The 24,907-nt window shown below is 50.1% G+C and carries 18 protein-coding genes; 12 read left to right on the forward strand and 6 right to left on the reverse strand.

Translation table 11 applies throughout. The features are described from left to right. Positions 1-205: 205 nt before the first annotated feature. The 6 genes from KOO62_13490 (at position 206) to rlmB (ending at position 4,897) form a co-directional block, all read left to right on the forward strand. Positions 206-1,267, forward strand: a complete 1,062-nt coding sequence (locus tag KOO62_13490) for a hypothetical protein (protein MBU8934994.1) — start codon at positions 206-208, stop codon at positions 1,265-1,267. 635 nt (positions 1,268-1,902) lie between these two features. Further along, positions 1,903-2,289, forward strand: coding sequence for a VOC family protein (locus tag KOO62_13495; GenBank protein MBU8934995.1), 387 nt, complete (start codon positions 1,903-1,905; stop codon positions 2,287-2,289). A 68-nt stretch (positions 2,290-2,357) separates the two neighbouring features. Then, the gene (locus KOO62_13500; GenBank protein ID MBU8934996.1) at positions 2,358-2,780 is read left to right on the forward strand and encodes a tautomerase family protein; all 423 of its coding nucleotides are present in this window, start codon (positions 2,358-2,360) and stop codon (positions 2,778-2,780) included. Between the two features lie 138 nt (positions 2,781-2,918). After that, complete coding sequence (locus KOO62_13505; protein ID MBU8934997.1) at positions 2,919-3,272, forward strand: DUF5362 domain-containing protein; 354 nt, start codon at positions 2,919-2,921, stop codon at positions 3,270-3,272. A gap of 183 nt (positions 3,273-3,455) precedes the next feature. After that, positions 3,456-4,025, forward strand: coding sequence for a hypothetical protein (locus KOO62_13510; GenBank protein MBU8934998.1), 570 nt, complete (start codon positions 3,456-3,458; stop codon positions 4,023-4,025). Between the two features lie 284 nt (positions 4,026-4,309). Then, positions 4,310-4,897: a 23S rRNA (guanosine(2251)-2'-O)-methyltransferase RlmB gene (rlmB, locus tag KOO62_13515; GenBank protein ID MBU8934999.1), complete on the forward strand. Its 588-nt coding sequence runs from the start codon at positions 4,310-4,312 to the stop codon at positions 4,895-4,897. A gap of 34 nt (positions 4,898-4,931) precedes the next feature. On the opposite strand, the gene lexA is transcribed toward rlmB, so the two are convergent. From lexA to KOO62_13530, 3 genes are all read right to left on the reverse strand, one after another. Beyond that, entirely contained in the window at positions 4,932-5,546 is a 615-nt protein-coding gene (lexA, locus tag KOO62_13520) for a transcriptional repressor LexA (protein ID MBU8935000.1), read from the reverse strand. A 195-nt stretch (positions 5,547-5,741) separates the two neighbouring features. Next, positions 5,742-7,826, reverse strand: a complete 2,085-nt coding sequence (locus tag KOO62_13525) for an elongation factor G (GenBank protein MBU8935001.1) — start codon at positions 7,824-7,826, stop codon at positions 5,742-5,744. A 394-nt stretch (positions 7,827-8,220) separates the two neighbouring features. Further along, positions 8,221-11,358 (reverse strand): SBBP repeat-containing protein, encoded by a 3,138-nt coding sequence (locus KOO62_13530; protein MBU8935002.1) that lies wholly within the window; start codon positions 11,356-11,358, stop codon positions 8,221-8,223. Between the two features lie 307 nt (positions 11,359-11,665). Between KOO62_13530 and KOO62_13535 the strand changes: the two genes are divergently transcribed. Beyond that, the gene (locus KOO62_13535) at positions 11,666-13,180 is read left to right on the forward strand and encodes an SLC13 family permease (protein MBU8935003.1); all 1,515 of its coding nucleotides are present in this window, start codon (positions 11,666-11,668) and stop codon (positions 13,178-13,180) included. Positions 13,181-13,277: 97 nt separating this feature from the next. Next, positions 13,278-15,404, forward strand: a complete 2,127-nt coding sequence (locus tag KOO62_13540; GenBank protein MBU8935004.1) for a S9 family peptidase — start codon at positions 13,278-13,280, stop codon at positions 15,402-15,404. A 392-nt stretch (positions 15,405-15,796) separates the two neighbouring features. On the opposite strand, the gene KOO62_13545 is transcribed toward KOO62_13540, so the two are convergent. Beyond that, positions 15,797-16,150 (reverse strand): hypothetical protein, encoded by a 354-nt coding sequence (locus tag KOO62_13545; GenBank protein ID MBU8935005.1) that lies wholly within the window; start codon positions 16,148-16,150, stop codon positions 15,797-15,799. Positions 16,151-16,297: 147 nt separating this feature from the next. Between KOO62_13545 and KOO62_13550 the strand changes: the two genes are divergently transcribed. The 4 genes from KOO62_13550 (at position 16,298) to KOO62_13565 (ending at position 20,475) form a co-directional block, all read left to right on the forward strand. Beyond that, positions 16,298-16,876, forward strand: a complete 579-nt coding sequence (locus KOO62_13550) for a sigma-70 family RNA polymerase sigma factor (protein ID MBU8935006.1) — start codon at positions 16,298-16,300, stop codon at positions 16,874-16,876. Further along, a complete protein-coding gene (locus tag KOO62_13555; protein MBU8935007.1) occupies positions 16,873-17,382 on the forward strand; it encodes a hypothetical protein in 510 nt (169 codons plus the stop codon). The genes KOO62_13550 and KOO62_13555 overlap by 4 nt, the downstream gene beginning before the upstream one ends. Before the next feature lie 89 nt (positions 17,383-17,471). After that, positions 17,472-17,939, forward strand: a complete 468-nt coding sequence (locus KOO62_13560) for an OsmC family protein (protein MBU8935008.1) — start codon at positions 17,472-17,474, stop codon at positions 17,937-17,939. 220 nt (positions 17,940-18,159) lie between these two features. Beyond that, positions 18,160-20,475 carry a helix-turn-helix domain-containing protein gene (locus tag KOO62_13565; protein ID MBU8935009.1) on the forward strand — a complete coding sequence of 772 codons (2,316 nt, stop codon included), beginning with the start codon at positions 18,160-18,162 and terminating at the stop codon, positions 20,473-20,475. Between the two features lie 42 nt (positions 20,476-20,517). Here KOO62_13565 and glnA read toward each other — a convergent pair whose 3' ends face one another. Beyond that, entirely contained in the window at positions 20,518-21,930 is a 1,413-nt protein-coding gene (glnA, locus tag KOO62_13570; protein MBU8935010.1) for a type I glutamate--ammonia ligase, read from the reverse strand. 176 nt (positions 21,931-22,106) lie between these two features. After that, the gene (locus KOO62_13575) at positions 22,107-24,716 is read right to left on the reverse strand and encodes a hypothetical protein (GenBank protein MBU8935011.1); all 2,610 of its coding nucleotides are present in this window, start codon (positions 24,714-24,716) and stop codon (positions 22,107-22,109) included. Positions 24,717-24,907: the final 191 nt, after the last annotated feature.

The raw sequence follows: 24,907 nt of genomic DNA on the forward strand, positions 1-24,907 counted from the left end.
AAAGCAGCATGAATAATATGGATACACACTTTTACACACAACTCTTGACATTACCCTGGCTGATACCTCTTGCGGATTTGACTTGTGTTGGTTTGACCCACGATGTAGATTGAAGTGCAGTCAATACTGACTCGCGGTACTCGCATCCCGGCCAAAGCCCCGGTTCGGTCAGTTGCATATAAAGAATCAAGGATCGGAGGATCATATGAACAGGTTCTACGCCATTCTCTTACTGGGGCTGATACTGACCTTGACCGGATGCAGCCAGAACACGGGTTCGTCTGTTATTTCACAGGACACGACGGTTGACCCGGAATCAATGCCGCCGACCGTCCACAAGCTTATGGACGACTATGATCTACCCACGGATAGTTCCGAGTATGAGTTGATCGCAGACATTGTGGCCAATGATCCTGATCTGAATACGTGCGACTACGATATCTATGCCGTCACTTTCCTGTGGGGACATCTGTTCAACCTTTCCGCCTTGGACATCGTCCCTACGGATTGGTCGGGTTCACTGTGGGTGAATGGCGAGGCCATTGTAACCCCACGTATCACCATTGATTTCGAACCGGGCGAAGATTCCCTCGTGACTGACAACCTGCCATACACAGCTGAATGGGTTTCCCATACGACCGGAGACTTCGACGGCATCAGCTTTCTGGTTTTCCTCAAGCGTGGTGTCGTGTATATCGTTCCACCGACTTTGCATTATGATACTTCCCCTTTGGCGCTCGAGTTTGCCTTCGATGAGTTGGAGCACCTTTTCGCGTTCTATCCAGTCGATAACATCAACGCCGTTGCGGTTCACTCGCGCAAGATCTGGCCGCAGGATTGTCCCCAGGGATTGATCTCCGGCGAATGGGTCAAAGAACAACTCTGGAGCACCGACGGCTATTTCTACGCTCTGTGGCTGGATGACAACTCCACTCCGCTCGGTTATCTTAGTGGCATCTGGAGGACCGAGAACGATGGACAACAGCTCTTCTCCGGGTCGCTCTCCGGTTATGTTACTGACGAAGTAATCGCCGAAGTCAGGGGTATTTGGTATTACGACGACCTTCGGATGTGCCCTGTGTGTGGTGTCAGTCACGGTGTCTTCCGTGGACGGTTCCAGTATCTGGTCGACGGTCGCCAGGGAACGTTAAAGGGTGTATTCGGGGACTACTCTCTGTCACCGGAGGATGTAGTGTTGCCGATGACGGGAACGTGGCAGAACGACTGTATCCAGTATTCCATCGGCGATCTTGACGAAGCTAAATAGGCGCCAGGTTTGGCGATCGTAGCTTAGATTCACAGGTTCCCTATAGTCTTGCTATGGGATGTGTAAACTTATATACCCCAGGTCAGTAGGTCGGACCCGACCTACGAGACTACAGGACTGGATGCCGGATCAAGTCCGGCATGACAAATTTATTTCTGGTACCTATAAAAGGACAGGCAAGGCCTGCTTTGACTCCGCTCATGGTAACGCTAATCAACATTTCTTGCCTGGGTGAGAGACTCATTGTAAGCAGATATTACCTCTGCAACTTTCGTCAGCGTTTGTCCGTCTAATTCAGTGAGGCAAACCAGTGAAAGGATGGATCAGATGGATCAGCAGACAAGCTCTCAAGGAACCGGGCGCGTGGCTTGGGGTGTGATCGGCGTAGTGGCCCTGGTAGCAATGGTACTCGCGGCATATTTTACAGATATTGGATCTAAAGTATTCTAAGAGATGACCTCTTGGCTCGGTGACTGGTTGGTAGAACTATCGAAGTTTAAGTTGAGGGGGTATGATCTCCCCAGAATGTGATGGACATCGGCGGTCCAGTTTCGTATTAAGTACATAATTAGATATCCTGGCGTGCGTTCGGGGCGGCCTCGCCGAAAACTAATTCATGTTAAAGGAGATTTGGTATGTCCGATGAAAAATCCACCCACGGAACTTTCTGCTGGAACGAACTGGTGACTCGTGATGACGAAGGTGCCGCGAAATTTTACACCGAGCTGCTCGGCTGGAAAATCGTCGATAGCGGTATGCCCGGCATGAAATATTCTATGCTAAATGCAGGGGACAAGAACGCCGGCGGAATGATGGCAATGCCACCTGACGTTCCCGCCGAGGTTCCGTCGCATTGGCTGGCCTACATAACGGTAGATGATGTCGATGCGGCAGCCGCGAAAGCCAAGGAACTCGGTGGTACAATCCTCCAGGTTCCGACGGATATCCCGACTATAGGACGCTTCTGTATCATTCAGGATCCCACCAGTGCCGTTGTAGCCCTGATTACTCTGACTGGATAATTGGTTGCTTGTGTATTGTACACGGCAGACATTGTCGTCTGCCGTGATCTTAACGAGAGGAAACCAAAATGCCATGTCTTGAAGTAACAATGCCCGCAGTCGATGTCGCCATCAAACAAACTCTGGCTACCAATCTTACCGATGCTTTTGACGAAGCCACAAGCTTTGGCCGTGACATCTTTGGCATTCGGTTCTGTGAGTACGAGGTCGGAAACGCGGCCACTGCTGGTCAAGTCTGGGATGGCAAAGCAGGTCGGCCTTATCTCCATCTACTGCTTTACTGTCCGCGCGTGACGAGGAAAACCAAGCAAGCACTGGTGGCCGGTCTGACGTCGGCGTTCACTGAGAGCCTAATCAAGCCCGATTGGAAACCAGTGATCCACATCAGTGAACATCCTTACGACAATGTCGGCGTCGAGGGTGAGTTGTTATCTGATGCCTACGAACAATGTACTGCAGCTAAGTTTTATTACGAACTTCCGCGAGATTGACCAGACTCTTTCGGTGCTATTTATTTTTGTCGACAGACAAGCCCTGTGTGTGTTAGGTAATATTTATGTACGGTTGGCGGGCAGGGAGGTCTGCCTTCCGTCGCGAAGGCACGCAATCATATTGGGAGGAAAATGATCATGGAAGAGAAAGAATTGGTCCAACAGTTGAGCCTGCCCATTTACGAGGCCAAAGGGTGGATGAAGCTACTCGGAGTAGTCCTGATTCTCAATGGTGTGGTGGCAATCTTTACGATTGTCGGTATTCTGATCTGCTGGTTGCCGATCTGGTTAGGCATTCTACTATTCAAGTCGGCCAGCTTAGTGGAGGCTGCTCAAATCAGTGGTGATAAGATGGTGCTGCTGGAATCGCTACGGAAGATCAAAACCTACTTTACCATCAACGGCATTCTTATGCTCATCGTGTTGGCCGTTGTAGGCCTCTCCGTCTTGATGGCTGGCGGCGCTATGTTTGCTATGTTGGATCAGTTCTGAGGGGTCATATTCGTAGCTCAGCAGCATGCTGTGTGTGGTAGACTGCGTTACCTTCACCCCAACTTTGTGATTGCGCAGCAGAACCACCAGGCATTACCTTTACAAAGAGCATAAATCTGTAGCGCGAGGGACTCCCGCCGGTGTTCCTCGACGAATCTGCTTTTCAATGAGGAGGAATGAGGAATGCGAAAACTTATCACACTAAGTATCGCGGCGGTGCTTCTCTTTGCCGGAGCGATGTTGATGGCCGGGGAAGAAGCCCCATGGCTGGATCTTCACAATTGTGACCTGTGCAAACCGATCACCCAGCACGAAGGCTTTATGGAAAATGTTCACTGGGAAATGCAACCAATTGCCAATGGCAGTATCTCAATTAGTACCTATGCGGAGGGTTTTGAGGAGGTTTACAATGCCTGCAACGCCGACATGATGGCCCAGTGGGAGGCCATGAAGGCGGGTGAAGAGATGAAGCTATGCGGCCTGTGTCAGGCTAGTGTGGCGGTCATGGACGAGACAGTTAAGATGGAGAGCATCAAGCTCTCCAACGGTCAGGTTACCCTTATGACTTCCGACAACCCTGAAACCGTTGTCAAGCTGCAGGAAATTGCCAAGCGGACTGTCAAGGAGATGGCGGTCATGATGGAGGTCGTAGAAGAGACCGTGGAAGAGACCAAGGAAGAGGTCGTGGAAGAGACCAAGGAAGAGGCCGTGGAAGGTGACAAGGGCGATCACACCGGTCACGACCATAAGTAGTCTATAAGATTCTTATTTTTACGTAGCGGCGGGCCTTGCGTCCGCCGCTATGCCATCTGGTGATAATATCTATCCAATCCATAGATTGATTCCGTTTTAACCGGTTCGACTGATCGATTACGTCCCTCTACAACAACCTTGCGACCCTGGTTGCAAAAGAATATTATCCATGTTAAGTGAGGGAGATGGCCGTTGAGTGAACACCTGTTAATAAGCTTGGCCGGGGGAGACGCATGTCAGTATCGTCGACGACTCGGACATAACCTATCAACATAAAGGATAGCATGGCTCCCATGGATCGAAACAAGAAATCACCGCGTATTCGTCGGCACACACATTCCGATTACAAGGCTGACCTCAAAGCCCTGAATGAGAATGATCTGTTTGGAATCATTGAGGGACTTTCTGATGATACTTTCTTGCTGATTCTGGACAATGTTCAGGACCCTCACAATTTGGGAGCCTGTCTTCGTACTGCCGATGCGGCCGGAGTTCATGCCGTCATCGTCCCCAAAGATCGTGCCGTGGGACTAACCGACACCGTCGTACACATCGCTTGCGGAGGGGCCGAGACGGTTCCTTTTGTGCAAGTAACGAATCTGGCCCGAGTGCTCAAACAATTGCAAAAGCTTGGGGTCTGGCTGGTGGGAACCTCGGATCAGGGCACTCAGACACTCTACGAAACGGACCTGAAAGGGCCGATCGCTCTGGTCATGGGTGCCGAAGGCAAAGGTCTGCGTCGTCTGACTGCGGAACGCTGTGATTTTCTGGTAAGATTGCCAATGGCGGGTAAAGTCGAATGTCTTAATGTATCAGTAGCCACTGGAGTGTGCTTGTTTGAGGCTGTTCGCCAGCGATCAAAGGGACGATAACTTGATCAAGGTTCCATAGCGGGCAGAGTGCGATTCAGTCCACTTTCCTTAGGAGTCCCACAACCTTTCCTGCAATTCGGAAATCACCCGAGCGCTTGGTTACAATAATTGGGTCGAAATCCTTGTTCTCAGGTTGCAGACGAATGCGATGACCTTCCGGGAAATAGCGTTTAACTGTCGCCTCACCACCTATGATAGCGACCACAATGTCCCCCTTCTGAGCGACAGCTTGTTTCTTCACTAGTACCAGATCACCATCCAAAATGCCGGCATCTCTCATCGAGTCTCCAATAACTCTCAGCGAGAACGAGTCCCCCTTTGGCAGAAATGAAAGATCCAGGGCTATCTCACCCTCGGTATTCTCAATGGCGTCGATAGGAACACCGGCCGGAACCGTTCCCACCACAGGTATCCGACCGACCTCAGACATCACCGGCTGAACCAATTCAAGTCCCCTGGAGATGAAACTATTCTTCCTAAGGTAGCCTTTTCTGATCAGCGCACTAAGGTGTGTCCGGACTCCGTTGGTCGAAGTGATGCCGAACTTCGCTCCTATCTCACGCACCGTTGGAGGGTGACCGTGAGCCGTTATCACCTGCTTGATGAATTCGAGGATCGCTCGCTGGCGATCGGTCAGCGACTTTTTCATTCCTGACTCCCTGGTGTTCCTTGCGGTGTCATCGGTCTATTTATCATCCGCGCTTCCATACTATACACATACTGCTCGTATGGGCAGTTGTCAATAACAAATTGACGGGAGGATAGCACCTGATTTCGTGCCGGCAATAAAACGGCCCGCAAACCGATAGGCTGCGGGCCGCAATTGAATTCGTTTTCTTGTGATTTAGTCGTTAGCTTCCGCCAGCGCTTTGGCCTCATCGATTACCTTCTGAGCAGCCTCGTGGGGAACGTCTTCATAGTGGGAGAACTCCATTGTGTATACACCTTGTCCCTGAGTCATCGAACGCAGATCCACCGAGTACTGATACAATTCCGCCTGCGGAACTGTAACTCTGATACGTTGATAACTGCCATCGGGATCCATACCCACAATTTTACCTCGACGAGATGACATGTCGCCCATTACATCGCCGGCATATTCTGACGGAACCAGGACTTCCACTTTGTAAACTGGCTCCAGCAGGACCGGTTTGGCTTCCATGAAGCCCTGTTTGAAGGCCATCAGGCCGGCAATCTTGAAAGCCATGTCCGATGAATCGACTTCATGGTAGGAACCATAAAAAAGAGTTACTTTTACATCTACTACCTGCGATCCAGCCAGGCCTCCGTTTGTCATCTGTTCAACAATCCCCTTCTCAACGGCAGGGATAAACTTGGAAGGGATGACACCGCCTTTGATGGCATCAATAAACTCGAATCCGCCACTACGCGTATTGGGTTCCAAGCGAATATGCACGTCGCCGAACTGACCTCGTCCGCCTGATTGTTTTTTGTGACGGTACTTGGTCTCGCACTTGCCCTTGATCGTCTCACGGTAGGGAATCCTCGGCTTGGCCATCGCAATTTCCACACCAAATCGAGTCTTTAGCTTCTCATGAAGCACCTCTATGTGGGTGGAACCCTGACCCCACAGGACCAACTGCTTGAGGGCCGGATCAGCTATCAGACGGAACGTCGGGTCCTCGTCATTTAGCTTGTGCAACCCACTGGCCACCTTGTCGTCGTCACCTTTGGATTTGGCACATACTGCTACATCCATAACCGGGTTGGGGTATTCTACCGGAGGTACGAACAGGTCCATCTTACCGCCGACCAGCGTATTGGTCGGATGCGAGTCTTTGAGCTTGGCCAGAACACCGATGTCTCCGCAGGCTACAGAACTCAGATCGGAGCGATTCTTCCCCTGCATGGTGTAGATCTGCGTCGCCCGTTCGGTCGAGCCGGTCTGTACATTTGAAAGCTCAGTTCCGGCCGAAAGTGAGCCGGAGAACAGGCGAAAATATGCAAGTTCACCAAGGTGTCCCTCTGAAGCCATCTTGAAAATATAAGCCATCGGCTGCCCATTGGGATCACAGGACATCTCCTCGACTTCCCCATCATCATCCTTGCCAGCCTTGAAAGTGGATGTGATATCAGGAGATGGCAGATAAGACGTCACAAAATCAAGCAATGTGACAATCCCGATATTCTGTGCGGCAGAACCAAACAGGATAGGGAACATCGTTCCCTGCTGAATGCCAAGACTTAGTCCACTCAGGAAATCGGCATCGCTGAGGGTGTCATCTTCGAGGTATTTCTCAGTTAGAGAGTCATTGGCTTCGGCAGCTACTTCGAGGAGATTCTTGCGGGCTGTCTCAGCGGCATCCTTCATGTCGTCAGGAATATCAATTTCTTTGGCTTTGCCGTCGTCACCAAATTCGTAAGCCTTTGCGGAAACGACATCGACAATCCCCTTGAAGGAATCACCCTGCCCAATTGGTAGCTGGATCGGTACGGCTTGCTGTCCAAAAGCTGTCTGGATTGAGGTTACGGTCGCAGGCCAATCGATATTCTCCATGTCCATCTTATTGACAAAAAAGAAGCGAGTTATCCGGAAGGGAGTCAGAGCTTTCCATTGTAGCTGGGTGCCTACCTCAACCTTGGCAGGAGCATTAATAACAAAACCAACAGCATCTGTAACTTTCGCAGTACTGACTAACTCGCCAATGAAATCTGAGTGCCCGGGGCAATCAAAGAAGTTGAACTTTATGTCTTTCCACGGACAAGCCATCAGCTTTGTCGTGATTGACGTCCTTCGGGACATCTCCATATCCGTGTAGTCGAGGAAAGAGGAACCGGTGTCAACCGATCCGACACGATTGTTAAGACCGGTCACAAAGGCGACCGCATCAGCCACGCTGGTCTTACCACAGCCGCGCTGGCCCGCCAGGCAAAGATTGCGAATCTTGTCAGTTGAATAATCCTTCACCGAATGTCCTCCGAAATCGTTAACTTTTCCAAGCTGCATGGCCGAGGACGGCGATGCTACTCTGTAAATCAGAACCTGCAATCTATGCCAATCCGTCTTTATTGTCAATCGGTTTGAGACGGTTGGTGAGGCGTTTTTCGTAGTGTGGGTTCAGCCATTATTCTCGCCGACGCCTAAGCTCTCATTCCACGTGTATAGTGGTGCCTTGAGTCGCATTAATCCGAGACTTGGTCCACTTTCGCAGGATTGATTCAAAGGCACGAGGTTCAAATTGCCACTCAGTATGATTGAAGAGGCATAATGCACTATCAGGTATCCCTATAGTGCTGGTTTTTCTTCTGGGGCAGATGTGTTGCTAATTCTGGTGGTGGAAAGTATGAGTCAGCACTGATCTTTATGGGCAGGCTGCCGGGTCCGGGCCACTGGTGAACAGGTAGGAGACCAGATACGTAAGATCGGAAATGACTATGACCTCGGACAAGTCGCCGTCGACATTGCCTTCCTCTGGACACAATGGAGGTGGTCCTCCGGTGAAGAGGTAGGCGACAAGGAGGGTCAGATCTGCAATATTGACATCCTCGTTTTCGTCGCCATCCAGATTCCCACGGATCGGAGCCACGCAGCAACCGGAATCACAGAGATCACCGATCCCGTTGCTGTCAGAATCGACCTGGAGCGGATTGTGGGCAAAGGGGCAGTTATCATCCTCACAGGTGTTGGCCGGGAAGCCTGGATTGCCAAATCCGTCCCCATCAATATCGGTACAGGTATCACAGGAATCCCCCACACCATCGAAGTCGAAATCCTCCTGGCTGGGGTTGTATACTGAGGGACAGTTTTCACAGGCGTCGCCCAGTCCGTCGCCATCGGAATCAGCCTGGGAGGGATTAGCGGAATCGGGGCAGTTGTCTAAACTACAGGTATTGAATGGGAATCCTGGGTCGCCAAACCCGTCCCCATCAAGATCGGTACAGACGTCGCAGCTATCCCCAACTCCATCGCTGTCGGTATCTTCCTGATTGGAATTGAAAATTGACGGACAATTATCCTCGGGACAGGTATTGTACGGAAATCCAGGGTCACCATACCCATCACCGTCAGTATCAGTACATACGTCGCAACTGTCACCAATACCGTCAGCGTCGGCATCTTCCTGATCCGAATTGGCGAGTTCAGGGCAATTGTCGCAGCTATCCCCAACGCCGTCCAAGTCGGTGTCGATCTGCTCCGGATTATAAACAGTTGGGCAATTATCGTCTGGACATTCATTCTCAGGGTGACCGGGATCGCCATATCCGTCATCATCAGAGTCCTGGCAGATATATTCGCTGATAGCCATTCTCAGGAGCAGGACATCAAATTCCCCTTGTATCATCGCCTGAATAGGATTGACCGTAGGAAATTGTGGTGAGCTGGTATAGCCTCCGACAAAGGCGTTTTCTGAGGTATCCACAACTATGCCGTACCCGAATTCGAACAAGGAAGCACCAACGAAGGTGCTGTACACCAGGGAATCTCCAGGTTCGGATAAGCAGGTTATGAAGACATCGGCGTAGCCATTATATGAGCCGTCGTACGGCTCAGCTGTGGGGAAATCCTCCGATTCGGTATTGCCGGTTATATAGGCCTTGCCATACTGATCAACACTGATTCCGGTTGCCAGTTCGTCGCTTGCACCGCCGACGTAAGTGCTGTAGAACAGAGTAGCACCGGATGAATCAAGCTTGAAAACAAAGGCATCAAGGTTGCCGTTGTAAGTATCATCGTCAGCATTTAGAGTTGGGAAATCGTCCGAAAATGTATAACCGGTTACAAAGGCGTTGTTGGCAGAATCGAGCGCTATAGAGAGACCGGATTCTTCACTCAAACCACCCACATAGGAGTTGTAAATGATGGTGTCTCCGGCCGAATCAAGGCGAGCTACAAAGCAATCGCCTATGTAGCTCCCGCCGTTATAGCTCGTGTCGTAGCTAGTGCTAACCGGAAAATCATCAGAGAGGGTATAGCCGGTGATATAAGCGTCCCCGTCGGATCCTACCGCCACTGCAAGACCGGCATCGGCATCGGTCCCACCGAGATAAGTCGAAAACTCAAGGACATCACCATCGCCTCCCAAACGCGCCACGAAAATATCTTTGGTACCATCCAGGCCGTTGTCATACGGATCAACTGTCGGGAAATCGGAGGACGAAGTCTTGCCGGTTACATAGACAGTGCCGCCAGCACCGATATCCAATCCGGAAGCCACATCGTTTTCAGAACCGCCCAGGTAGGTGCCAAATAGAATGGTGTCGCCGGTGGGGCAAAGCTTGAATACCACGGCGTCTTCGCCGCCAGCATTAGCTGCCTGGAAAGCACCAGGAGTAGGAAAATCGGTGGACCCTGATACGCCGGCGATATAGGCATTGCCGAGCTCATCCACGCGAATACCGAAGCCACGTTCGTCTCCTGTCGTGCCCCCAACATAAGTGCTATACAGAATCGAATCACCTGAGGACGATATCCGGGTGACAAATATATCATACCCGGACGGAGCACCACCGTTATAGGTGCTGTCATAGGCATTTTCCAGTGGGAAATCCGGTGATGAGAGATACCCGGTCGCGAAGAGGCTGCCGTCCTCAAGAACAGTAACGCTCCGGCAGTAATCGTTAGAGGCTCCACCGAGAAAAGTGCTATATTCTACTACCGGGTCGATAATAAGAGGCAGGTCCGTGTCAAACCCATCGGCAAGAGCGAAGCCGAAAGTATGTTCATCAAGAGCGACAAACTCTGCTCTGACGGGCTGATTGATACCGTCTACAGTTTGATAGGCGACTGGGCGACTCTCGCTAATACTACCCAACGGAGTGGAGATTACGAGATTGTTGTCTTCATCAAGGTATGTATGATCGGCCCCGCCAATCACAATCTTGATATTTGCTGGATTAGCCCCGACGGCTACTTCAAAATCGTATTCCAGATTGCCACCGGTACCTCGATAAACAAGATCGATTCCGTCATACATATTCTCAAAAACCACCTCCCGGTACGTCGGAACACGCTGGTACCAGTAATCCGGGTTGCTTCCCAGGAAGTAGTTCAAGTTGGCATCTGTAGAATTGCGGCCGAAGACAGTCGGGTTTTCATTCGCCTCGGCGAATGTTACCCGGACTAATTGGTAGGTAAGGCTATCAATTCCCGCAGGCCAGTCGTACCCGTAACGATGAAGCGTGGTCTCGGAAGTTGAGACCGGAACCTGTTGGATGAAGTGATAGAAAACTTCGTTCTGAGTGAACCAGACAACGGCCTCATTGACATCAGCCCGAAACCTGACAAGGTCGGAGAACTGTCCCATGTTAGGTATGAAGGTTAGTCCTATGTCACCGACCAGACCATCCATATCAGACACCGTCCATGGCTGCGATTGATGGCCAAGAGATTCAGATTCCCCTGATCGGGCATCGGCGGTATTCGTATATACTGATGAGGAAGCGGCTCCTAACGCAATGATAACTACAACTGCGCCAAGCCATAAGCTATGGTACTTCAACAATTACTCCAGGTGTCGTTCATAGGCGACAGGGTAATGGTATTCCTAACACGTGACGTTCTAAGATAGTCACCTTCTCCCTTGCTGTCAAGTCAGATCTCCAACCCATCACCACAAGTTCACATGTAGTGTCTTTTTCGACACATTCCCGAATTTCTACACTCTCTGATATTTGACTGCTGGTTCGTCTGTCTTAGCAGACTGGGTTGAGGTTCCACCTGATCTTGTTTTTTGGTTGTAATATTGGATAATCACAGCTTGATTCTACTACAACTGAAGCGAACGCATCGGATAGGAGCATCTCTCAATGTCCACCAGTCGCAAACAGAAGCTTGGACTATTTCTGGGTCCATTAGCGGCGCTGCTTCTGTGTCTCTTTGCCGATCTCCAACCGGGTGAACCGGTTGTCACACTCACGGCAGCGGTCGTTTTGCTGATGGCCATCTGGTGGATTACCGAGGCCATCCCGATTCCGGCGACGGCTCTTCTGCCGGTGGCTTTGTTTCCACTATTAGGTATCATGAAGGGGAAGACTGTAGCAGCACTATATTTCAATAACATTATTTTCCTGTTCATTGGTGGTTTCATTATGGCCCTGGCGATGGAAAAATGGGGCCTTCATCGCCGGATTGCGCTTCGTGTCATCCTGCTGATAGGGGCTTCTCCGCGCCGGATTATCCTCGGTTTCATGGTTGCCACGTTTTTTCTATCGATGTGGATATCCAATACAGCTACTACAATGATGATGGTCCCGATTGCCCTGGCAATCATCTTCAAACTCAAGGAGATGTACGAAGGCCCCGATGTAGCTCGCTTCTCTGTAGGACTACTCATCGGGATCGCCTACGCCGCTTCCATAGGTGGGACGGCTACTCTGATCGGAACGCCACCCAATCTTTCCTTTGCGCGGATTTTCCAGATCTACTTTCCTCAGGCTCCCGAAATTTCCTTTGCGGCATGGTTTGCTTTTGCTTTGCCAATGGCACTCTTGTTTCTGATTATCGCCTGGCTTGTGCTTACCCACCTGTCGGTGTCGCGTAATTTGGGTATGGGGGCGACTCGGCAAGTGTTTAAGGATGAACAGGCACGGCTGGGTAGAATATCCTACGAAGAGACAGTCGTGCTCATCGGGTTCTGCCTCATGGCCCTGCTATGGCTGTTCCGTCGCGATATTACCATTGGCTCGTTTGTCTTCCCAGGCTGGACCGGATTAATGCCGGAGCCGGGTATGATCGATGACGGTACTATTGCCATAGCCATAGCTGCTCTCTTATTTGTTATTCCAGCCAGGATTAAGGAGGGGGGGAGGCTGATGAACTGGAAAACAGCCTCAAAGCTGAACTGGGGAATTGTGTTGCTCTTTGGGGGAGGTTTCGCTCTGGCCAGTGGTTTCAAAGAGTCGGGACTATCACTCTGGATTGGCGATGCTCTGGCTGGGCTGGAGCAGTTTCCAACACCGTTGATCGTCGGGGCCATCTGTACCTCAATAACTTTTCTTACCGAGTTGACGTCAAACACGGCCACCACCGAAATCATCCTGCCCATTCTTGGTTCGCTTAGTGTCGCTATGAATGTGAATCCTTTGTTACTGATGATCCCCGCTACTCTGTCTGCCTCATGCGCTTTCATGTTACCCGTCGCCACGCCACCTAACGCGATTGTTTTTGGCACTGGGCAGATTCGTATGGCCGATATGATTCGCTGTGGGATAATTCTCAACCTGGTCGGCATTGTCCTTATCACGACCTACATGTTCATAGTTGGAATGATCGCCTTCGACATAAGTCTCGCCGAAATGCCCGGCTGGGCTATTACTCCATAACCCATACAATTTGCTGACAAAGCACCGAAGGCGCCCTATTTTGTATGTCAAACAACTAAGCACTGGGAAGACTCCCATTCGTATGGAGACATAGACAATGAAGTTCTATCGAATCCCTCTTTCCGCATTTCTTATCCTGATCGTTATTGTGTCATTCGTATCCTGTGGCCAGAAGACGGACAGGATCCTCACACCTCCTGTGGCTGATATCCAACCCAAGACGGACACGATCCACGGCGATATTCTTGTGGATAACTATTTCTGGTTGCGAGATCGGGGCGATTCGGCAGTTCTGGCTTATCTCGAAGCTGAAAACGCGTACACCGATGCTGTCATGTCCTCGACAAGCGAATTGCAAACAACGCTGTACAACGAGATGGTGAGTCGAATCAAGGAAACCGATCTGAGCGTGCCGGTACTGGATGACGGCTACTACTACTACTATCGTACCGAGGAAGGAAAACAGTACCGGACCTACTGTCGCAAAAAGGGGTCTCTTGATGCTGTCGAAGAAGTTCTGTTGGACCTTAATGCGATGGCCGAAGGGAAAGCGTTTCTTGACCTTGGCATATACGAAATCAGCCCCAACCATGACCGGCTGGCATATTCAATTGACACGACAGGGAATGAACAGTATGTGCTGTTCTTCAAGAATCTGACTACCGGCGAAACGTACCCAGAAGCGATTCCCAATACCAGCGAGGCAGTCTGGGCCAACAACAACCACACCGTCTTCTATTCTGTCGAGGACAGCACTCATCGTTCCTACAAGCTTCTTCGGCACGAAGTGGGTACTCACCCCGACCGCGATGCACTTGCGTTCCATGAACAGGACCCGGCCTACTATCTGGGGGTCAGCAAAACAAAAAGCGAGAAGTACATTCTCTTGACCCTCGGAAGCCAGGTCACCAGCGAGATACACTTCTATGACGCCGACAAGCCGGTAGGTCACCTTAGACTTGTACATCCTCGCCAGCAAGGCATGGAATACAACATGGCCCATCACGGCGATTGGTTTTACATCGTGACCAACGATAATGCCAGGAATTTCAAACTCGTCAAAACACCAGTAATGAAGCCCGGAAAGCGCCACTGGAGGACTGTCATTGCCGTCAGCGATACGGTCAAAATTGATCGGGTAGAGGTCTTCGAGAATCACCTGGCAATTTACGGCCGAATCAATGGACTTAAACAGATAATGGTTCGTGATCTGAAAACAGGGGAGACGCATGCTATTGAACACCCGGAGCCGGTATACGTTGTCTATGGCGAGGATAATCCTGATTTCAGTTCAAGCGTACTGAGGTATTCCTATCAGTCTCTGATTACGCCGGAATCGATCATTGATTATGACATGACCACGCGCGACAAAGTCCTCAAGAAGCAGGAAGAAGTCCTCGGTGGATACGATCCAAACGACTACCGAACGGGGCGTGTTTTTGCTACTGCCGAAGACGGGACCCGGATTCCAATCTCTCTGGTTTATCGTTCGGGGATCAAACGTGATGGCAGCGATCCTCTGTTGCTGTATGGCTACGGTTCTTATGGCTTCAGTACGGAACCCGCTTTTCGGTCTCGGCGATTGAGCCTGCTCGACCGTGGTTTTGTCTTTGCCAAAGCTCATGTTCGTGGTGGCGGCGAAATGGGGCGTCAATGGTACGAGGACGGTAAACTGCTCAACAAAAAAAACACCTTCACCGACTTCATTGCGTGTGCTGATTATCTGGTGGCCGAAAAATTTACTTCCCATGAAAGGATGGGCATGCAGGGAGGAAGCGCCGGTGGCCTGCTGATCGGGGCTGTCATTAACATGCGTCCTGATCTGGTCGCAACCGCGATTGCCGATGTACCGTTTGTGGATGTCATCAATACTATGCTCGATCCGACCATTCCCCTGACTGTGATAGAATACGAAGAATGGGGCAATCCGAATGATGCTGAATACTACCAGTATATGAAGTCATATTCCCCGTATGACAACGTAGTTGCCGGAGAGTATCCGCATGTACTGATCCAGGCCGGGTTAAATGATGCCCGCGTTCAATACTGGGAACCGGCCAAATGGACAGCGAAACTCAGAGCCACCAAGACCGATGACAAAATGCTGCTATTGAAAACCAACATGGGGGCAGGTCATGGGGGGGCATCGGGTCGATACGACTATCTCAAAGAGATCGCCTTTGACTACGCCTTCTTGCTCAAGAGTCTGGGTATGACTAAATAGCCAGACCGAAGTGGGTAAAAACCTGAAGTGGGTAATAAAGAGCCTGCCATACGATCAAATATGACCGGCAAGCAGGCTCGACCAGGGGGAGGTCACATGAAACATTATATATATACAATACATCATGGACCATGTCAATCTTTATTTGACGTGGAAACATGTTTCCCTTAGGTAAGAAAAGATCGAAATGTACCCGACGAAACGACCGGGTTGGTGGCTCAGGCTGGCTGGTCAAGTGAAAGGTCGTTTGATTTATAGGGATAATGTAATACTTGAGACGTGACGTGTTATATGCTATGGGGTCGCATGTTGCGATAACAAACTATAGAATTGTCAAAGAGAAGCCCCGCCTGAATGGCAGGGCTTTCTGATTTCTGGTAGTGGTCAGAAGGTTACCCGTCTGATCTCTGGTTGGGTCCCCCGAATTCTTTCTGGGATATGGCAAAGTAGATCAGAAACGCTATTCCAGCGAATAGGAACATCAATCCAATAGTACCGCCATCGCTGAACAAGTCCGGCCAGACGTAGCTGATGAGCAATGATATCCCCACGCTGACCAGCACCATGCCCCATTTCAACGACGATAAGCGTTGCAATTGAGCCTGTCGCGCGAAGAGATGCTTGACCTTCTCATCAACCATACCCTTATCAATCAACTTGTTGCGGGTCCTGGAGTCGGTGACGATCTTAATAATCGCCACTATGGCGGAGAAAATCACAATCGGTATCAGGATTTCTTCAGACATAACATAGTCTCCTTTCAGAGTTTGTCTTTTCTTTCATCTGCCTCATTCGACAGCCTTCCCCCGAAAAGGTTGCACCAGATCAAAACCGACCAGAATCTGCAACTTCCGGCTCTGTGATCCGTCAAATGATATTAATGAGGCGATGCAATGACAAATGACCGAGTACTGATAGCTGAGATTCTTGCCGGCAACCAGGCTGCTTTCCAGACTTTCGTGTCTGCCTATCAGAAGCTGGTGGCTCATGTTGTCTTTCGGATGGTCAAAAACGATTGCGATCGTGAGGATCTATGCCAGGATGTATTTCTCAAAGCGTATCGGAATCTGGATGGCTTTCAGTTTGCCTGCAAGGTGTCAACGTGGCTGGCTCGTATAGCCCACAACACTTGCATGAACTATATCGAGAAGAAGAAAGTGCCTTTGCTCAGTGACCTGCGTCCGGATACAGGTCGAGACCCGATAGATGAAATCCCCCGACAAGGCCGGTCGCCCGAACAATTTGCGGAAGGCCGGGACCTTGATCAGCGTATAAGGGACGAGGTCGATCTGTTGCCGCCTCAGTACGGGATATTGGTTGTTCTCTATCACCTGGAGCAGATGTCCTATGAGGAGATCGCCGACATAACCAGCCAGCCGCTCGGAACGGTCAAGAGCTACCTGTATAGGGCGCGGAAAATGCTCAAAGAGAGCCTGCTTGAAAAGTACGAATTGGAGGATATTCTGCAATGAAGCACCTGACTGACGACCAACTGCAAGACCGATTGGACCAAGGCAAAACTTTCGGGAGTGGCCTTCAGGATGCCCATCTGCGGTCATGTCGGACCTGTCGGGAGCGACTCATTACCTATGAGCGGCTCTATGCCGGGTTAAGGCAGGATCAAGGCTACGAACTCATAGCCGGTTTTTCTGATTCCGTCATGACACGTCTGGCCGCTGCTGCACCGGCTCCGGCTTCAAGAAGATCGTGGGAATCGGTGTGGATCGGAGTGGGACTGGCTGCCATAATCTATCTTGTCGCATATTTCGTGGACCTGAATTCTCTTGCAGCGATTCTGGTTCGACCGTTTGCGCCTTTGGTTCAGACATCTCATACCTGGCTGACTACGGCTCGTGATTCTCTTTCCTCTGTCAGTGGTTATACCGGGCCGCTCTTGGTTTCCAGTCTTATCCTACTGACGGTGATGATCGCCGACAATTTGCTACTATATCTGAAGGACAAAAGGTTCTGTCTGTAGCTATCGCTCTCGTTTAATCTGGTCTTTCCGGTCACCGGATTCTATCTTGTCATTACGAAAATAAACGTTCGTCTGAGACAGGAGGAATTATGGAAGACAAGCAGGTTCAAATTCGACTAAAACATCTCGAAGGGTTGCAGTTCCTGGTCGAGTTCGGAGGGGATGATGTCGAACTTCTCATGGATGAACCGGAACCTATCGGCAGTGACAAAGGTCCCAATGCGGCCAAGGTACTATCGGCGGCTATCGGGAATTGTCTTACCGCCAGTCTACTTTTCTGTTTACGCCGTGCTCACGCCGAGCCTAAGAGTATCGAAGCGACCGTTAGTACTGCCATTACCCGCACCGACAAAGGACGGATGCGGATTGGAGGCAGCAAAGTGGAAATTACGCTCGATATGCCGGAGGATGCCGCCAATCGGATGGGTCGCTGTATGGATTTGTTCGAGGATTTCTGTATTGTCACCGAATCGGTTCGCAAGGGTATTGATGTAGCCGCGGTGGTGAAATCACCGGATGGCGACGTCATCTACGACTCAACCGACAATCACCGGTAGACTCTCAATAGCGGGTTGCCTTGCAACCAGCACGCGACTTAACCCCGATTCACTGGAGTACCAATTCACGCGGGATATTTTCGGGCGATAAGATAGGCAAACAAACACCAAAGGGCAAGTGCTTTCGGTTACTTTTTATAATGATGCTCATTAATGTACGAAAAACGCTTGCATTAGTCGTATTGGGCCTGTATTATTATGCAAATGCAAAGGTGGAACAATGGCTCATGACGAGATATTTGTCGAACTCTCGCACGAAGCGAGAAAACTTAGGGTTTCTGATGCGGAATTGGCGAACAAGATAGAACGAATATACTCTTTCGCCAAAGATAATCTATACCCGCATATGACCCTGCCCGGATTCCCAGACCATGGAGAAAAGCACGTCAAGCATGTTCTTCAACTCGCTGATGATCTGTTAGCTGGCATGAAGAACTGGGATCACATGGAGCCAGGCGAGAGTTTTCTGCTAGTCGCCGCTATCCTACTTCACGACACTGGTCAGCTCAGGCAGGATGTCTGGTATCGCTCTCCCGCCGAGACTCACGCCAAACATGCTGAGGAATCAAGAAGGATAGTACTTGAGAATGCAGATGCGTTCAATTTGTCGCGGCCAGAGGCAGAGATAGTTTCGCAAATCTGCTATTCGCACGGAGTCGGCGATTATAAGACACTATTGGATGAGAGTTGGTCAGTGCAGGGGCTTGGAGAGTGTCGACTTCATTGTATCATGGCGATTCTACGGATTGCAGACTTGCTAGATTTGGCACACTCACGAGCTCCGTCATTTGTCTACGGGCTTGTCAGGATGCCGATTTCAAGCAAGAAGCACTGGGAGAGGCACGCCATCATAGATGATGTGAGGGTTATCCAGAGGGACAGGACGATTAGGTTGTATGCCAAGCCGAAGACCATCCATCAGGAGGACGCCCTGCATCGCTTCATGATCTGGTTGAACTCCGAACTGGATATTGCAAAGCCTGACCTGCGTCGCCTGGGTCTGCAATACACTAAGATCGAATCACGCATTGATACTCGTGCATTTTGTAAGCCGCTGGTACCAACACCGGCCAACAACCCTTTCCCCGGTCTCAAGCCATTCGGTTCTGCTGATGCAGACTCCTTCTTCGGCAGAGAGGACCAAATAGCGGAAGTAATCGATCGCATGCGGATAAAAGATTTGCTTGTAATCGTTGGGGAATCGGGTGCAGGGAAGACCTCCCTCGTCGACGCCGGTGTATTTGCAGAACTCAAGCGAATGGGGCATACGACTTCCAAGTACCGCTTCACCAGGTCAATCGGCAGATCGTTTCAGAGGAACCTCGCCGGGGCGCTTGACCTGGACATCAAGAGTAAACTTCCAAGAATCAGTAGTCTATTGGAACGGAGAGCCAAGCGCGGCGCATTTCACTGTGTGCATATTGATCAGTTTGAAGAGTTGTTCACCTTGGACACCTTTGCTCCCGAAGTTACATCGGGCTTCAAGGCAATAGTCTCTCTACTGGAGAAAATGCCCGGTCTCAAGATACTTATCTCTATGAGGAGTGACTTTCTTGTAAAGCTGTTGTCACTGTCGAAGAGGATTCCTCTTAAAATGTCAAACGAGGACATTTGGGAGCTTGGCCTTATGAGCAAGGAAGAGGCTCGCCAGGCGGCTGAGAAGCCAATGAGGCTATTCGAGAATTTGGACTGGGAAGGCGGCCTTGTCCAAGCCCTCTTGAGCGATCTAGCCGGTTCTGGACCTGGTGTGTACCCTCCCTACCTGTCCTTAGTGTGCAGACACCTGGTGGATAGGCAATTCCGGCTGCTAATGCCACTCTATCGGTCGGGAACGACTGGCCGATACAGTCTAGGGCTGAATTTGTATGAAGATTTGGGAAAGGCTGATTCTATTATAAACGATCACTTTCAGAGTATTTTGGACGGTTTTTCGAGAAAAGAAAGAGTAGTCATTGACCAGATATTGTCCAAGATGATCTTGGAATCTAATTGGAAAAAACCAATACTTGAAGAGGAAGTCGAGAAGATCAATGCCGACATGATCGAGCAGGACAGGATTGACGTCGCAAAGGCGATGAGCAAGCTGGTCGCTGCGCGTGTTGTGAAGCGAATCTACTGTGGCTATGAATTGTTACATGACATTCTGGCCAGGAAGTTGGTCAAGATCCTGCAGCGCCCAGTTCCTACATCTTCGGTTGTCCAGAAGGTGATAGAACACATTGAAAGTAACAAATCCCAGCCCTTGTCTACCGATGATCTGGCCAAGGTCGCTGGGTTGAGTCCATCCCAACTGCGACGGAAGTTCCAGAAAGAACTCGATTATTCCCCTCAGCAATATCGTCATATCCTTGTGCTCAAGGACGCAAAGTATCTTCTGCAAACAACAGAGAACAATCTCACGAGCATAGCTAAGGCATGTGGCTTCAGCAGTCTCACGGTCTTTTCACGTGTGTTCAAGAAGTACAACAAGCAAAAGTCTCCAAGTGAATTCAGGAGAGACTCACGCTTACAAGGTGTTGCTTCACTGAACACGTGAGCTGTCCGTGTCGGCCTAGCGGCTTCGGATAAATGGGACGGTTCAAGTATTATAGTACATCTCAAACTCGAAGGGCGTAGGTCTGACGCGGATTTCGCTGACTTCCTTGCGCTTTAACTTGATCCAATTCTCCACCAGATCCTCAGTGAAAACTCCGCCTTCCATCAGATAGTCATGGTCATGTTCAAGCGAGTCGAGCGCTTTCGTGAGCGATGTTGGTAACTGGTGTATTTTGGCCAGTTCCTCTGGGTCAAGTGTGTCGAGGTTCTTGTCCAGTGGGATACCCGGGTCTATCTTGTTCTTGATGCCGTCCAGGCCAGCCATTAGCATGGCTGAATAAGCCAGGTATGGATTCATCGTGCCGTCCGGTGGACGGAATTCCAGACGCATCGTCTTGGGGTCACGTTGGTAGCCAGGGATCCTGATGCATGCTGTCCGATTACCAACAGCGTAGGTGCCTGCTACAGGAGCCTCAAAGCCGGGGATGAGGCGTTTATATGAGTTGGTCGAGGGATTAGTGAAACCGAGGACCGAATCGGCGTGCTTGAGCAAGCCACCAATGTAGTGGCGTCCCATATCCGAGAAGAGAGCGGGTCCTTTCTTGTCGTAGAATAGTGATCCGTTCTTGTTGGCAAGATACTGGTGAACATGCAATCCTGATCCGGGTTCGTTAAAGAGCGGTTTAGGCATAAACGTGGCGGACTTGGCATTGCGGAAACAGTGGTTCTTCACAATATACTTAACCATCATAGACATGTCGGCCATCTTGAACATGGAGGCAAACTGAACCTCAATTTCATGCTGACCGCCACCGCCGACCTCGTGGTGATGATATTTCAATCCGACGCCAACATCGTCCAAAAGGGAGGAAATCTGGGAACGTAGATTGAAGGTGCGATCAAGAGGTGGAGCTACATGGTAGCCTTTCTTATACGGAATCTTGTAACCAAGGCTCTCGTCATCCTCGGCAGCATTCCATTCCGCTTCAGCGGAATCAAGGTAGTAGAACGCACTATCAGGCCCCTGGAAAAAATTGACTCGATCAAAAACATAGAACTCAAATTCCGGACCCAGAATAGCTTGGACACCCTTCAGAAGCTGCGAGAGGTACTGTTCGGCAGCATTAGCGATGCGTCTTGGATCACGGGAATAGGGGACAATGCTGTTGCCAGATTCCATAAAGTTACAGAGGAACGACATCGTGGGGTGCTCAAAGAACGGATCCATAAAAGCTGTTGTGGGATCCGGTAGCAGGATCATATCACCGCTTTCTATGGAAGAAAAGCCGGGCAACGACGAACCGTCCACTCCAACCCCCGAGCGGAACAGTTCCTGTTTCAATGCCGAGAGAGGGATCGTAATATGGTGCCAGGTTCCAGGTAGATCACAGAACTTGAGGTCGATGAACTCGACCTTATTTTTCTTGGCCAGCTGGGAGAGCTCGGTCAGTTTCATTTAGATTTCCTTTCATGCCGTATCATACATTCATGGCCTGACTAATATAGAATATCTGTATCTAAAGACAAGTGAGTTGCTCCGACAGTCGTTTTGGTTTGATGGAAAAAAAGACCGGTGGATGCCAAAACAGGCACCCATCGGTCGTCAAAATCCAAATGAATATTTGATAGCGTCTACATGATGATTGCCAGTTTGCCGACCTGGACCTCTCCATCCTCGCCTTCGACTGTCCAGAAGTAAATACCCGACACAATCAACTGAGTGTTGCGTGTAATCAAGTCCCAACGATCATGCGATGCCTTGGGATCGGAGGGATCGAAATCGTGATCAATTACCTGTATCAAGTCACCATCGAGTGAGAAAATGCTGATAGTACATTTGGACGGAAGGTTAGCGAAATGTACGGCTCGCACGCGGTCATCGGGAGTGGAGGCAGATTGGTTCGACTCACGCCCTTCCAGTCCCAGTGCCCTATATCCTCCGTCGACACGGTAAGGATTGGGGTAGACAAACACTTCCTCGTTGTTCTTAGACGCGTCCTGAGCATTGTAGAGTGCATATGCGCTTTTGTGTCCAACGGTACGGCTAGTCTCCAGGGCTTCAAGCCCTTTACCAGGCGAGCCATAGTCAAAGGCTGTTATATTCACCCAGTAGAGGAGATTTGGGAGGAGGTTATCAATTGTATATTCGTATTCATAGTACTTCAGATACCCATCCTCAGTGAGTTCCTCTGGCTTCACAAAATCCGGGTGCGCAATAAGGGGCCGTGGCTGGTCAGGATAAATCTTGCGAATGCCACCGACTATACCCAATTCGGAACTGTTGAAGTCCTGTGCCTCAAAATAGTAAAGTTCCGACCCGTCGACAAACGGTTGCGTCCGAGTATATTGGAGAGGATCAGTAATGCCATATTCACTTAGTAGTTGCTCCAGGGTATATGGCACGTCTCTGAGAACCCATCCGTCGCCCTCATAGATAAACTTGTTGTAATCCTCACGATCGTACGATGTAACCATACTGTAACTCTCGGATCGTTCGTCGCGTCCCAAATAGATGCGATAACCCTCAAAGTCAAGGTCTCCAGAGAAAACATCCTTCGCATTTTCCGATCGGTACCCATTGAAGCGGAGAAGGAGCTTGCCGGGTGAGGGATATATCCAGAAGTCAGGAGCTGGCGGTGGATTCGCACCCTTGAAGTCCGGTACATCGTCTCCTTTGGTGAAAAATGTTTCAGTGGTAAAATCCCATACGAGTTCAAAGGGCGGTTCTCCCGGAGTGCCTAGCCACACCGTCTCTAAAAAAGTAGATTCAGTAACGCACGTTACGGAATCACCGGCATATCCGTCGCCGTCGGTGTCAACTCCGGGGTTGTCGTAAATCCAGGAAGCCCAGCGGGCATTGTCGGCAAGGTCATCAAAGTCCAGACCTTCCTCGAACGCCTTCGGATTGTATGATTCCTCTGCAAGATTGTCGAGATTGTCATTCACAGTATGAAAGTCTTCGCCAGCCAGGTATGAAAGTGAAAGTGGCAGGGTCTGGCCCGGCGAAATGTCAAAAGGACCAAAGGATAGAAGATACCTGGTGTCGTAGCCGTCCGAAAAGTTTACTGCCAAGCTCTGATTGGGGTAAACCCAAATGTCATCGGTGGCCTGGATATTGGCTGTGTAAATCTGGTTGTAGTCAAACTCACCATTCGATAAAACGTAATACTTATTGTCGTCTCTCCATGGTGTGCCGACGCCACCGTGACCGAAGTCTCGCCAGGGATCGTCTTCAGTTTCTTTCATTCTTGGACCGAAGTCAAGAACGGAAGTAGCGTTGGAAACCCACCAGTTGAACGAAACATCAAGTTTCTTTGACGGGGTGCGAACAATTCGAGTAGCAGTGACGTGTGGAACAGGGGTTACAGCCGGATCGAGGCTGCCTATATCACCGTCGTTGTCCGCGATCCAGGCAATGAACGGATTGTCCTCATATGAACACATATCTTTTGGGCCATAGAAGTATTCGTAGTAGGGAAGAAAACCGCAGATATCATCTACGGCTCCAGACACACCATCACAGTTGAAGCATACGTCGGCATCGACGTAAACACCCATATAGACATTCTCAAGATTCCGTATCCCGATGTTCTTGATTTTGTAATCAAACAAGACCAGGTCTTCGGCATATGAATAAGACCATGCATACGATGACTGTGTAACTTCTATATTCAGAGGTCGGTGGACCCGTCCGCCGTCTTCAGCGTCAGCTCCGGCCAGAGCGATGAAAGTATCCATATATACAGCGATGTAATCTTCCTCGGAGACAGCGTCCTCGTACATATCCAGATCGGTAGGATCCAGGATCGAGCGTTTTATCATGTCTCCAAAAGGAGTTTCATCGGGAAAGAATTCCGTGGTGCCTATCCAACCGTCATGTCCGACTGAAACAAGTGTGTCCCGACCAACAACGGCGCCAATCCAGAACGAGGCTCCAAACAGGTATGTGGCGCCCGAGTTCTTTGGGTATTCACAACCACCACCTGGTATGGGCTGCCCTGTGAAACAGTCCGCGTCGGAGCCACGTCCATACGCGGTCCCAAAACTACCGTTATTACCTACAGAGAGAACTAACTCGCCAACTCTGTGCATGGCCTGACAATCAGACGGTGCCTGTGTAGAAAACCAGCGGCCATCGTCCTTTTTTTCAGCACCCAGAGCCATACGCCCCAGCACGCTCGATGAAAACATTAGAACACACGCCAATGCTACAACTAAAGCAACGAAACAATTCCTCGACATATTCTATCCCAATCGGTTTTGGAAGTTTACTTTACTAACGAACGAAGCGCCATGAGCGTTTAGTCGATAGTTAGTCTTCTTACTCCGGCCAATCTATAACAACTTTGGGCTGTTCCGCAAGGATTTTCGTGGGAAAAATGGGTGCCTGATAGATTTTAAAAACAAGTCAGGCATTGATCCTTAACTATTAG

It is taken from the genome of Candidatus Zixiibacteriota bacterium (assembly GCA_019038695.1).
Classification (GTDB): domain Bacteria; phylum Zixibacteria; class MSB-5A5; order GN15; family FEB-12; genus B120-G9.